Source organism: Niallia laureatilytica (genome assembly GCF_046613985.1).
Lineage (GTDB): Bacteria > Bacillota > Bacilli > Bacillales > Cytobacillaceae > Niallia.
Genome location: NZ_JBKKHP010000006.1, coordinates 189,224 through 202,251 on the forward strand (window position 1 = coordinate 189,224; position 13,028 = coordinate 202,251).

Sequence of the window (13,028 nt, forward strand, 5' to 3'; positions counted from 1 at the left end):
AGCTAGAGGTGTCTTAAGATGTGGAAAGTTGGAATTATAGGGGCTGGTTATTGGTCTGAAAAGCATGTAAGAGCATGGCAGTCCATTGAAACGGTTCAAATTAACGGATTTTGCGATAAAAATGCGGAACTGTTAAAGGAAAAAGGCGAATTGTTTCATATTCCGAGTGAAAACCTGTATCTGGATATCATTAATATGATGGAAAATGCAGATATAGATGTAATTGATATTGTGACGCCTCCTGAGACGCACTTAGAACTTGTGAAGCTGGCAGCAAAGGCTGGAAAGCATATCATGTGCCAAAAGCCGTTCGCTAATACATTAGAAGAAGCAGAAGAAATGGTGAAAATAGCAAATGAGGCAGGAGTGCGTTTAATGGTTACGGAAAACTGGCGCTGGCTAGAGCCTTTCCAAATTATGAAAAGCATGTTGGCTGAAAACATTGCAGGAATAGTTCAAACAGTGCGCTACATCCATACAGATTGGTATTCACCAAGGTTTTCACCTGAAAAAAACCTTCCTCAGCCATTCTTTCGCGATATGCCAAAGCTGTTATTTTTTGAGATGGGTGTACATTGGTTTGATACGTGGAGATTTTTGTTTGGGGAACCAAAACGCCTCTATGCAGAAACGAAACAAATTAGTCCGTTTATAGAAGGGGAGGATACCGGTTTAATTATGTTAGGCTATGATGACTTCTTCGGCTATATGGATATGAGCTGGGCGACTAGAAGAGATTTAGAAGCCGAAGTGCCAGAACAAGTATTGCCTGATCATAAAGAGCAATTAATTATTGAAGGAGATAAAGCTACCATTAAGCTGTATAACAATGGCAGAATATCTATTATCGATAATAAAGGTGCGGAGAAGACATATATAGAATCAACTGAGCTCAATTATATTGAAAGTCATAAAAAGCTGCATGCTCACTTCATTGAATGCTTAAATGAAGGAACAGATTTCCAAACAAGCGGGGAAGATAATTTAAAAACGTTACAGCTTGTATTTGGCACATATGAAAGCAGCCAGAATAAGCAAGTGATTCATTTTTAACATCTGCTATGATCATAAATACATTATTGATGATTATTATTGCTCTGCTGTTTTTTGTAGGAGCTTTAGACTACAGCTTTGGCAATCGTTTCGGCATTGGAGCGAAATTTTATGAAGGTATACAAACAATGGGATCTTTGGCATTAGTCATGATTGGAATTGTCTCATTAGCCCCGCTGCTGGCTGATGCCCTGATCCCGATTATCACACCGATTTACAGCTTTATCGGTGCAGATCCTGCATCTTTTGCCAATACAATCCTTGCTGTTGACATGGGAGGATATTCATTAGCGCAAGAAATGGCTTTAAATGAACAAGTAGGCCTTTTTTCCTCTGTCTTTCTTGGCACAACCTTTGGCTCAACATTAGTGTTTACTATTCCAGTTGCGCTTGAAATTGTCAGAAAAGACGATTATGAATATTTTTCAAAGGGCATTCTGATTGGAATTGCAGCAATTCCCTTTGGATGCATCGTAGGTGGAGTTGTAGGAGGATTTGATTGGGCAATTATTGTTTATAATCTTATTATTCCTATCGGATTATCTATATTAATCATTATTGGGTTACAGCTCTTTCCGAAACAGACAGTCGTCCTTTTTCGTTTATTTGGAAAAATGATAAGTGTTATTTCTATAATAGGTCTGGCATTTATCGGAATACAAACAATTACTGGCTTTACGATATTGCCTAATTTAGTTCCTTTGTCAGAGTCGATTTTAATTGTCGGTAAGATAGCGATTATTCTTGCGGGGGCTTTTCCGCTCGTCCACATTTTAACAGCTCTGCTAAAGCGGCCGTTGGTCAAGTTAGGAAGAGTATTGTCTGTTGATACTAATACAACAGGTGGAATGATCGCCTCCTTAGCACATAATATTCCGATGTTTATGATCGTCAAAGATATGGAGCCAAAGGGAAAAATCATATCGATTGCTTTTGCGGTAAGTGCTTCTTTTGTTCTGGGAGGGCATTTAGGATTTATCGCCAGCATCAATCAGAAAATGATCGTGCCAATGATAGTTGCAAAATTAGCAGGGGGAATAATCGCTGTTATCATTGCTTGTGTAACTACAAGAAATCTTACGGAAAAAAGAGGGAACTAGAGCAAAATGCTCTTTCCTTCTAAGAAATAAGAAAGCGTATTCAGTGTATTAATATAGGGGAGTGATTACGAATGAACCATAAAAAAACGGCAGAAGAAGTTTTAAAGTCAGTTGGGGGAAAAGATAATGTAAACAGTGTCATACATTGTGTGACACGGCTGCGTTTTAAGTTAAAGGATACTAATCTGCCAGATAAAGAGGAAATTAAACAAATAGATGGAGTTATTACAGTAGTGGAAAGCGGAGGACAATTCCAAGTAGTTATTGGAAATGAAGTTCCCCATGTCTATAAAGAAGTGACCGCACTTATGGGCGGCGAAGCAGCAGCTTCTGCTCAAAGTGATGAAAAAGAAGAGAAGGGCAATTTGTTTAACCGGTTTGTTGATATGATATCTGGTATTTTTATGCCAGTTGTTGGTGTTATGGCTGCAGTAGGTATATTAAAAGGGCTATTATCTTTATTTACATCACTTGGCTGGCTGACAGACCAAATGGGAACATATAAAGTTCTATATGCGACATCAGATGCACTATTTTATTTCCTTCCTATTATTTTAGGTTTTTCAGCAGGTAAGAAGTTTAATAGTAATCCTTATTTAGCAGCAGTACTGGGGGCCGTTTTAGTATACCCTACATTTACTACAGCTGTTAATGATGGCACGGAACTCAGCTTTTTGCAGATTCCTATTACATTAATTAACTATACATCTTCTGTATTGCCAATTATTATTGGAGCGTTTATTTTAGCAAAAATAGAACATCTTCTTAAGAAGGTAGTTCATAACTCAATCAGCATGTTTATTGTGCCATTAGTGGCAATTGTTGTTGCATCGCCCCTAGTTTTTCTAGTAGTAGGCCCAATTTCTACAACTATTAGTGACTTTTTAGCAAAAGGGGCAATGAGTGTTTATGATTTAAGTCCGTTAGTTGCCGGATTTATTTTAGCAGGAGTATGGCAAATTCTAATTATTTTTGGATTGCATTGGGCATTTATTCCGATTTTACTAAACAACATTACTGCAAATGGCTTTGATCCAATTAACGGAATGTTATTCTGTACAACATTTGCACAAACCGGTGCAGCGTTTGCTGTTGCACTAAAAACAAAGGACAAGAAATTGAAACCAACAGCAACATCTGCAACAATAGCAGGTATTATGGGTGTAACAGAACCAGTTATTTATGGTGTAACATTGCCAACGAAAACTCCATTTATTTTAGGCTCTATCAGTGCAGCTATCTCAGGGGCTATTGCTGGATCAATGGGATCCACTGTATATGGATTTGCTTTAGGCGGTATTTTTGGAATTCCATTGTTTATTAGTCCTGACGGCATTAATCAAGGCTTTTTCGGATTTTTAATCTCCATCGTCCTTGCATTCGTATTAGCATTTATTCTGACTTATTTATTCGGATATAAAGAAAACAGTAAAGTTAACACTAAGGAACAGCCAGCGGCAGAGCCGAAAGAAAAACAAGAAAAAAACACTATTATTTTTAGTCCATTGAATGGTGAATTAGTACCGCTTTCATCTGTCCCTGACGAAGTATTTGCTGGCGGGTTAATGGGAAAAGGGGCTGCAATAATACCAGCAGCTGGTATCGTCAAGGCACCTTTTGATGGGAAAATAGTTACGGTGATGGCATCCAAGCATGCGATTGGTTTGCAATCAGATACAGGAGCAGAGCTGTTAATCCATGTAGGTATTGATACTGTCAGCTTAGAAGGAAAATACTTTACTTTAAACCTAAAAGAAGGGGATTATTTCAGCAAGGGTGATGTTCTTTTAGAATTCGAAATAGAAAAAATTAAGGAAGCTGGTTTGAATACAATTACACCTATTATTGTTACAAATTCTACTGACTATCGTGAAATTTTAGTTGTTGATAGTCAGTCGGTTATAACAGGTGAGCAGATTATATCTGTAAATAAGTGAGGTATAGATTTTAGGAAGTAACTCTGTAAAAAAAAGCTGTACTTTTTCCTAAGCAGCACTAGGTAATTTGATGACCTAACTAGTGAGATTATCCTTTTTGTTGCAAACATCTTGTTCCTTGGAGTAAACATATTTGAATCAGGCTGTCGAGATATCTCTGGATGGCCTGATTTTTTTGTCTGCAATACCGAAAAGAATCCTCTTAGATAATAAAAAACCCCTTCCTATGAAGGGGTTCAACCGACTATTTATCCTCTCTAATTACGAATAAGACACCTATAAGAATTAGGAAGGAGCCAATCCAAAACATAATGCCAATCCTCTCACCAAGCAGAAGCCAGCCTAGTAATGTTCCGACAACTGGTTGGAAAAAGAAGTAGATACCGCCGCTTGAAGCATTCAGCATTTGTAAGCCGCGATTCCATAGCAGAAATCCGCCTGCTGTTGAGATAACTCCTAAATATAAGAGACCTCCCCAAATAGTAGGGTGAGTAAGTTCAGAAAAGTTGATTGCAGACAGACGCGGTAAAACAAACGGCGTCAGCAATACTAGCGCCACCAATGTGGCGTATGTTGTGACAACTATTTGTGAGTAATCACTTGGCACACGTTTTACGAGTACGGACATTAATGCCCATGTTAAGGCGGCAATTACAAGTGATACACCGCCAAGTGTGTTTGACACACTCATATTTCCGATTCCAACAATTAATACCACTCCAACTGTAGCTAAACAAACAGAAATTGCCTTTTTTATAGTCAAGCGTTCTTTAAGAATAAGGCGTGCGAATACAACCATAAACGCTGGTGTCGAGGATGTAATAATCGCACCCATTTGGGCAGTCGACAGCATAGTACCCGTTTCTTGAGCAACAATGGAAATGGTATTGCCGATTATGCCAATTGCTATAATTAACAGGATATAACGTTTTTCAATTCTCCACTTCTGTTTTGTAAGTAATCCGATTAAAAGAAGTGCAAGAATGGCGACCATATAGCGCATCCATACTAATTCTAGGGGAGGTATAACCGCTACGACCACTTTCACAACAACATACATACCGCCCCAAATACTGGATGCTAATATTAAATATAATGAACCTAATAAGGTGTTTTTCATTTATATATTCCCTCCGATTATTATTCAGGTCAATAAATGCCCTAACGGAGAGATGCAGCCATCACATCCATTAGAAGCAGGAGGATGCTGCTGGTACATCATTTTCAAACAATGGCTTGCAAAACATATTTATCACCTCGGTAAATTTTGTTTAATTAGAGCGAACCAATCTATATGAATAAGAACTTCTTAATTTACTAGATTTTCACAGTAGAGAATCTAGTTAAATAATGATGAACGCCATCTTCATCGCAAGTGAATTCTGTTACATCATCAACAATTTGCTTAATTGGCTCAGCTGCATTTTTCATTGCTACTGCAAAGCTGACAAACTCAAACATAGGCAAATCATTATAACTGTCACCGATAGCCAATATATTTTCTTCCGGTAATTCGAAATGAGCTAACATTTGTTTAATTCCTGTTGCTTTGTTAACATTTGCGAACATTAATTCAACATTATGACTGGAAGAGGTGGAAGTAGTAAAATCCATTTCTTGTTTTAATTCATGAAGGACTTCCTTCCATTCATTAATATGCTCCTTTGTTCTGGCAAAGAAATAAAACTTCGAAAACATATCTCCTTCAATCTTATCCTTCCAAGCGATTTCTTCTTTAATTGCTTGTTTGCGTGATAGCCACTCATTAATTTCCACATCGTCTGGTTTTGGATCTCTGATTTCATTTACTACATAATCTTTGTCTTCATTTAAAGTAATGCGCGACGCCCCGTATGGAAAAAGCTCATAATATATTTTATTTTGACGTGCTTTTTCAATCACTGTTTTTACTAAATCTATAGACAAGGAATGTTGAAAGATTGGCTTGTCTCCAATATATCCTGCCATTCCATTTGATGTAATAAAGCCATCTACTTGAAAGCCCTCTGGAACTAAATCTGCTATCTCATCGAAAGCTCTTCCAGTAGCAATAAAAACAAAAATGCCTTGGCTTCGTAGATCATCAATTATTTCTTTTGTTTTCATATTTACTTTATTTACAGAAGTTAAAATGGTACCATCCATGTCTAAAAAGATGGCTTTAGGTTTAAATGACACTTTAATTCCCCCTATAAAAGTTTCTTAGCTGTAAGTGGACCGAATATTTTCATATAACGTTATTCTCGTAAGAAGTTTATATTCTTAATTTTACTTAAAAAAGGCTTGGCGTTCCGTTGTAATCCATTTTTCCAAGTCATCGGAACTGCGCCGTACAAGCCGATTGACAAGAACATCATGCCATACATAATCCTCTAACAAATAAATATGGACAGGGTCATCTGTATAAAAAGCAATGCTGCGCTCCTCAAAAGAAGGACCATAAATCATCTCTTTAGAATCAATCGATAAAATAAACCAATGCTCAGTGGAGGATGTCTCCGTAAAGGACGTAACACGATGTGTTTCTATGTTTTTAAGCGGTTTGTTAACATGTATGGTTATCCCTTTTACTGCCACTCTTTTAGCAGCAGCAGCAAGATAACCCTCCAATGCTGAATACATATCATCCCACATGGAAATAACGATACGATTTTCTGCTTTATTAATTAATGTCTGACAATAGCTAATGATTGTTTGATAATCCTTTAAAGTAATAACCCGATTGTCGACTTCCTTCGCAGACGTTTCAAGTTCTTTTAATGAATCATTAATTACTTCATAAGTTGATTGCCATTCTGACTTAGCTTTTTGCAGAAAAATCTCAACAGGAAGCGGTGAATAGCGAGCAGCCTCATTAATTTCTTCCTTTAAGACAATCCCTTTTTCCACGAGCGTAGTTAAAACATCATAAATTCTTGCCCTTGGAATACCTGATTCTTTGCTAACTTGATAGGCAGTTACAGGGCCTGATTTTACTAAAGATACATAAGCTTTAGCTTCATATTCATTAAAACCAAGTTTTTTGAGCTGCTGTACAATATCGCTCACTTTTCCACGTCCTCCAATTATACATTTTCTATAGTTTAAACGATACAATAACTGTTTACATTTATCAAATATTTAGTTACTATTTGAATAGTGACTAATAGAGGAGCTGTCGATATTGTTTGATTTAGACCCAACGGTATTAATAATTTTGATTGTGTTTGGTTTTTTGGCTGCATTCATTGATTCAGTTGTCGGCGGAGGAGGCTTGATTGCATTACCAGCCCTTTTATTTACAGGAATGAATCCAGCAGCAGCAGTAGCTACTAATAAACTAGCGTCAACAATGGGCTCCTTAACGAGTACATTGATGTTTTATCGCTCCGGCAAGCTTGATTTAAAATCAGTGTATAAATTATTTCCGCTCACCTTTATTGGTTCGATGTTAGGAGCTTGGTGTGTACACTTAATGGATCCGCAAATGCTTAAACCCTTAATGCTGATAATGCTTGCAGCAGTAGCAGTTTATACAATTTTCAAAAAGGATTGGGGCAGCGTTTCTACCCCGAAAAAATTATCATTTCGCCATTATACTATTTTTCTAGCAGCTATTTTTGCAATTGGATTCTACGATGGGTTTTTAGGCCCTGGTACAGGTTCTTTTCTGATCTTTGCTTTTCTGTTGATAGGTTTTGATTTTCTAAAGGCAGCAGGTAATGCAAAGTTTCTGAATTTTGGCAGTAATATTGCTGGCTTGCTAATGTTTATGTTTTTAGGACAAGTGAATTATACATATGGAATAATTATGGGGTTAGCACAGCTTGCAGGAGCTGTCTGCGGCTCAAAATATGCCATAAAAAAAGGCAGCAGTTTTGTTCGCGCGCTGTTTATTACAGTAACCTGTTTATTGTTGGTGAAAAATATCTATGATTATATTAAATAACATTTTGTAGACAATATTAGCTGCCGTTTGGCGGCTTTTTTTGTGAATTTAAAAGTTAAAATAGGAGCTTAGTAGTTTATATGATAAAAAAAGCAAGAAACATCATCAGAGTAAGGATAACAGCTTATCCATCATTTTTTCCTTTTCATAGTATATACGGATAAGTATTTACTTTGAAAGGAGAGAAAAATGAGTTTACTGAATTTAATTACGAACGGTGGATTCGAAACTGGAAACCTGAATGGCTGGGTTACTGGATCTAATTCGACTACTACCAATGTTAACTCTCATTCAGGCACTTATGCAGCTTTGTTGCAGCAAGGAACAATTCCTTCTTATATTGGTCAGTTCGTGCCTGCAGCTACTGGTGATACTTTAGAGCTTATTCTTTCACTTGCGCGCCCCAATAGTCTTCAAGCGCCTGCTGTATTAATTCAAGTCTTCTTTTTTGGACAAAATTTACAGTTGTTAGGAACAGGTGCTTCAAATTTTATACCTCCAAACAGGCTTCCAAATGCTCAAATTAGCACATGGAAGGAAATATATTTAACTACCGAAATAGCCCCGGCAGGAACAACACAGGCATATTTGCTTATAAACGTAATACCTTTAGAAGGCGCTTCTGATGTTTTAGTTGATGATGTAGCATTGTTATCTGCTACTGGAATAATTGGTCCGGCGGGGCCTACTGGTCCAACGGGAGCGACAGGTCCAGCGGGTCCGACCGGAGCAACGGGACCAACAGGAGCGACAGGCCCAGCAGGAGTAGCCGGTCCAACAGGAGCAACGGGTCCAGCAGGAGTAGCCGGTCCAACGGGAGCAGTAGGCCCAACAGGTGCGACAGGTCCAGCGGGAGTAGCGGGTCCAACAGGTGCAACCGGCCCAGTGGGAGTAGCGGGTCCAACAGGAGCAACGGGTCCAGCAGGAGTAGCCGGTCCACCGGGAGCAGTAGGCCCAACAGGTGCGACAGGTCCAGCGGGAGTAGCGGGTCCAACTGGTGCGACAGGTCCAGCGGGAGTAGCGGGGCCAACTGGTGCAACAGGCCCAGCAGGAGTAGCGGGTCCAACAGGAGCCACGGGTCCAGCAGGAGCTGCGGGCCCAATAGGGGCAACCGGCCCAGCAGGAGTAGCCGGTCCAACAGGAGCAGTAGGTCCAACAGGAGCAGTAGGTCCAACAGGAGCCACGGGCCCAGCGGGAGTAGCGGGTCCAACAGGAGCAACAGGTCCAGCGGGAGAAGCGGGTCCGACAGGAGCAACGGGACCAACCGGGGCAACAGGCTCAGCGGGAGAAGCCGGTCCAACAGGAGCAACAGGTCCAGCAGGAGCAGCGGGACCAACAGGAGCAACGGGCCCAGCGGGAGCAGCGGGTCCAACGGGAGCCACGGGACCAACCGGCCCAGCGGGAATAGCGGGCCCAACTGGTGCAACAGGCCCAGCAGGAGCAGTAGGCCCAACAGGAGCAACAGGTCCAGCGGGAGTAGCCGGTCCGACAGGAGCGACCGGTCCAGCGGGAGAAGCCGGTCCAACAGGAGCAGCGGGACCAACAGGAGCCACGGGCCCAGCGGGAGTAGCGGGTCCAACGGGAGCAGCGGGTCCAACGGGAGCCACGGGTCCAGCAGGAGCAGCGGGCCCAACAGGAGCCACGGGCCCAGCGGGAGTAGCGGGTCCAACGGGAGCCACGGGTCCAACAGGAGCCACGGGTCCAGCAGGAGTAGCTGGCCCAACTGGTGCGACAGGCCCAGCAGGAGCAGTAGGTCCAACAGGAGCCACCGGCCCAGCGGGAGTAGCGGGTCCAACGGGAGTAGCGGGTCCAACGGGAGCCACGGGTCCAGCAGGAGTAGCCGGTCCAACGGGAGCAGTAGGCCCAACAGGTGCGACAGGTCCAGCGGGAGTAGCGGGGCCAACAGGTGCGACAGGTCCAGCGGGAGTAGCGGGCCCAACTGGTGCAACAGGCCCAGCAGGAGCAGTAGGTCCAACAGGAGCCACGGGCCCAGCGGGAGTAGCGGGTCCAACGGGAGCCACGGGTCCAACAGGAGTAGTGGGCCCAACAGGAGCAACAGGCCCAGCAGGAGCAGTAGGCCCAACGGGAGCCACGGGTCCAGCAGGAGTAGCGGGTCCGACAGGAGCAACAGGTCCAGCGGGAGTAGCGGGCCCAACTGGTGCGACAGGCCCAGCGGGAGTAGCGGGTCCAACAGGAGCAACAGGCCCAGCAGGAGCAGCGGGCCCAACAGGAGCCACGGGTCCAGCAGGAGTAGCTGGCCCAACTGGTGCGACAGGCCCAGCAGGAGCAGTAGGTCCAACAGGAGCCACGGGCCCAGCGGGAGTAGCGGGTCCAACGGGAGCCACGGGCACAGCGGGAGTAGCGGGTCCAACGGGAGCCACGGGTCCAGCAGGAGTAGCCGGTCCAACGGGAGCAGTAGGCCCAACAGGGGCGACAGGTCCAGCGGGAGTAGCGGGGCCAACAGGTGCGACAGGTCCAGCGGGAGTAGCTGGCCCAACTGGTGCAACAGGCCCAGCAGGAGCAGTAGGTCCAACAGGAGCCACGGGCCCAGCGGGAGTAGCTGGCCCAACTGGTGCAACAGGCCCAGCAGGAGCAGTAGGTCCAACAGGAGCCACGGGCCCAGCGGGAGTAGCGGGTCCAACGGGAGCCACGGGTCCAGCAGGAGTAGTGGGCCCAACAGGGGCGACGGGCCCAACAGGAGCAACAGGCCCAGCAGGAGCAGTAGGTCCAACAGGAGCCACGGGCCCAGCGGGAGCAGTAGGTCCAACGGGAGCCACGGGTCCAGCAGGAGCAGCGGGCCCAGCAGGAGCAGTAGGTCCAACGGGAGCCACGGGTCCAACAGGAGCCACGGGTCCAGCAGGAGCAGCGGGACCAACAGGAGCCACGGGCCCAGCGGGAGTAGCCGGCCCAACAGGTGCGACAGGCCCAGCAGGAGCAGTAGGTCCAACAGGAGCCACGGGCCCAGCGGGAGTAGCGGGTCCAACGGGAGCGACAGGCCCAGCAGGAGTAGCGGGCCCAACAGGAGCCACGGGTCCAGCAGGAGCAGTAGGTCCAACAGGAGCCACGGGTCCAGCAGGAGCAGCGGGCCCAACAGGAGCAACAGGTCCAGCGGGAGTAGCGGGCCCAACAGGAGCAACGGGTCCAACAGGAGCAACCGGTCCAACTGGCCCAGCAGGTACAGCCGGTTTCCCATCTATAGCCGCTCTCACTTTTGATCAGCCAACTACAACGGCAGCAATTCCATTAGGTACAGAAACGACTGTAAATACAGTAAGTATTGCGGTCACAGGTAATAATGAAATAAAGATTGATACTTCACAGCAATTGGCCTTTGTTATTGGCTTGAATTTATCTTACAGCATAAGTTTCAATATTATTATTCGCAGGAATGGTACAGCGATTGCGCAACAGACTGTTACAAGAGCGGGAAGTGCTGGTATTCTTGGAGCTATTGAAAGGTTTAATGATTCGTTCAGCTATGTCGATACTCCTCCTGTTACATCTGGGAATATCGTTTATACAGTAAACATACAAACAACAACAGCAACAGCAGTAACAACCGTAACTTCTGAAGTAAGATGGCTAAATGTTACTCGCTTCATTCAATAGGATTTTTATTGAGGAATGGGTTTTCCCATTCCTCATCCTTTTTATAATAAATGGTTTATTACATAAGTGCAGATGTCTCAGCAAGTTTGATGTGTATACAATAAGAAAAAATCCATTAGAAAAGTTCTAAAAATAATAAAAAACAAGTAAAACACATCTGAAGAATAGTGTCTTACTTGTATTTCTAGAACTAATTAATATTTTCTTCTTGTACGGATGAAATTACAATTGCCTTCGATCTATTTACTGTTTTTCGAGTTAGTGAGAAGATTGCACATAATAAGGCAATGATGACAATGACACCGCCAAACCACGCTGTTTTGGAAACAGTTCCGGTTTGTGTTAGCACAATTCCGCCGAAGGCAGAGCCTAAGGAAATCCCTATTTGTAATGCTGAATTATTAAAGCTTTGCTGGATGTCAGATGTGGCTGGGTCTGTTTGAATCAAGTAGCTTTGCTGTGGCGGTGCGAGACTCCAGCTTAATGCTGCCCAAACCATCATGATTGGGATAAATACGATAAGTGAGAAAGTTGTAAATGGCAATAAGAAAAGTACTACAGCAAATGCGCTGATAACTACGATAATACTTTTCTGTGCTCCAATAGAGTCTGATAATATTCCACCAAATGCACCGCCGCTAACTGCAGCAAGTCCGAATAATAAATAACAAAGACTAATCCAATTAGAATTTAGGTGAAGCTCTGTTTCTAAAAATGGTGTGAAATATGCATAAATCGTATAATGACCTGCGAGCATAAACATAGTAGCAAGATGGGCACTGCCGATTTTTGTACTAGCAACAGCCCGCAATTGTTGAGAAAGTGGGATGGTGCTTTCTCCCGGAACTTTTTCTAGAAAAACGGAAATAAGTACAAAGGAACCGATTGATAAAACCGCTATTCCTAAGAATATAATCCGCCAGCCAAATGAATTGGAAATGAGTATTCCAAGCGGCACACCCATCACAAGTGATGAACTAATCCCCATGTAAATAAGTCCTAAAGCCTTTGCACGATGTTCAGGAGCGACTACCTTAGCAGAAAGTGTTAAGGACAATACTACAATTAATGCCGTGCTCATTGATGTCAGGATTCGGGCAATCATCATAAAGGTAAAGGTATGACTGAAATATGTCATGATATTTCCGAGAAAGAAAATAAATAAAGACACTAGATATAATTTTTTTCGTTCTATTTTACTGGTTAACACAAGTAAAACAGGACCAGATACTGCATAGACAAGTGCAAAAACAGAAATGAGCTGTCCTGCCGTGCTTAAGGAAATATTAAAATCGTCAGCTATTGTCGGCAGTATTCCGCCTATAATAAGTTCTACAAGTCCAACAGCGACTGTAGATATTGCGAGTATAAAAACCTTTAAATTCATATTAGAGAAAACAT

General features: G+C 43.1%; 9 protein-coding genes. 5 read left to right on the top strand and 4 right to left on the bottom strand.

All coding sequences use genetic code 11. The features are described from left to right. The first annotated feature begins 18 nt into the window (after positions 1-18). The 3 genes from ACLIJJ_RS16365 (at position 19) to ACLIJJ_RS16375 (ending at position 4,090) form a co-directional block, all read left to right on the top strand. Positions 19-1,053 (top strand): Gfo/Idh/MocA family protein, encoded by a 1,035-nt coding sequence (locus ACLIJJ_RS16365; protein ID WP_411411300.1) that lies wholly within the window; start codon positions 19-21, stop codon positions 1,051-1,053. An 8-nt stretch (positions 1,054-1,061) separates the two neighbouring features. Further along, complete coding sequence (eutH, locus tag ACLIJJ_RS16370) at positions 1,062-2,153, top strand: ethanolamine utilization protein EutH (RefSeq protein ID WP_411411301.1); 1,092 nt, start codon at positions 1,062-1,064, stop codon at positions 2,151-2,153. Positions 2,154-2,224: 71 nt separating this feature from the next. Further along, entirely contained in the window at positions 2,225-4,090 is a 1,866-nt protein-coding gene (locus ACLIJJ_RS16375) for a beta-glucoside-specific PTS transporter subunit IIABC (RefSeq protein WP_411411302.1), read from the top strand. Between the two features lie 244 nt (positions 4,091-4,334). Here ACLIJJ_RS16375 and ACLIJJ_RS16380 read toward each other — a convergent pair whose 3' ends face one another. From ACLIJJ_RS16380 to ACLIJJ_RS16390, 3 genes are all read right to left on the bottom strand, one after another. Beyond that, the gene (locus ACLIJJ_RS16380) at positions 4,335-5,210 is read right to left on the bottom strand and encodes a DMT family transporter (RefSeq protein ID WP_411411303.1); all 876 of its coding nucleotides are present in this window, start codon (positions 5,208-5,210) and stop codon (positions 4,335-4,337) included. 197 nt (positions 5,211-5,407) lie between these two features. Continuing rightward, a complete protein-coding gene (locus tag ACLIJJ_RS16385) occupies positions 5,408-6,268 on the bottom strand; it encodes an HAD family hydrolase (protein ID WP_233315402.1) in 861 nt (286 codons plus the stop codon). Positions 6,269-6,358: 90 nt separating this feature from the next. After that, a complete protein-coding gene (locus ACLIJJ_RS16390; protein ID WP_411411304.1) occupies positions 6,359-7,138 on the bottom strand; it encodes a TrmB family transcriptional regulator in 780 nt (259 codons plus the stop codon). 112 nt (positions 7,139-7,250) lie between these two features. Between ACLIJJ_RS16390 and ACLIJJ_RS16395 the strand changes: the two genes are divergently transcribed. Both ACLIJJ_RS16395 and ACLIJJ_RS16400 read left to right on the top strand, forming a co-directional pair. Continuing rightward, positions 7,251-8,018: a TSUP family transporter gene (locus ACLIJJ_RS16395; RefSeq protein WP_233315653.1), complete on the top strand. Its 768-nt coding sequence runs from the start codon at positions 7,251-7,253 to the stop codon at positions 8,016-8,018. A 189-nt stretch (positions 8,019-8,207) separates the two neighbouring features. Further along, positions 8,208-11,627 carry an NTTRR-F1 domain gene (locus ACLIJJ_RS16400; protein ID WP_411411305.1) on the top strand — a complete coding sequence of 1,140 codons (3,420 nt, stop codon included), beginning with the start codon at positions 8,208-8,210 and terminating at the stop codon, positions 11,625-11,627. Positions 11,628-11,817: 190 nt separating this feature from the next. Here ACLIJJ_RS16400 and ACLIJJ_RS16405 read toward each other — a convergent pair whose 3' ends face one another. Beyond that, the gene (locus ACLIJJ_RS16405; RefSeq protein WP_411411306.1) at positions 11,818-13,014 is read right to left on the bottom strand and encodes an MFS transporter; all 1,197 of its coding nucleotides are present in this window, start codon (positions 13,012-13,014) and stop codon (positions 11,818-11,820) included. Positions 13,015-13,028: the final 14 nt, after the last annotated feature.

Coding starts and splice junctions, on each gene's coding strand:
- eutH (WP_411411301.1), top strand. CDS start 1,062: ATGATCATAAATACATTATTGATGATTATTATTGCTCTGCTGTTTTTT.
- ACLIJJ_RS16405 (WP_411411306.1), bottom strand. CDS start 13,014: ATGAATTTAAAGGTTTTTATACTCGCAATATCTACAGTCGCTGTTGGA.
- ACLIJJ_RS16380 (WP_411411303.1), bottom strand. CDS start 5,210: ATGAAAAACACCTTATTAGGTTCATTATATTTAATATTAGCATCCAGT.
- ACLIJJ_RS16375 (WP_411411302.1), top strand. CDS start 2,225: ATGAACCATAAAAAAACGGCAGAAGAAGTTTTAAAGTCAGTTGGGGGA.
- ACLIJJ_RS16400 (WP_411411305.1), top strand. CDS start 8,208: ATGAGTTTACTGAATTTAATTACGAACGGTGGATTCGAAACTGGAAAC.
- ACLIJJ_RS16365 (WP_411411300.1), top strand. CDS start 19: ATGTGGAAAGTTGGAATTATAGGGGCTGGTTATTGGTCTGAAAAGCAT.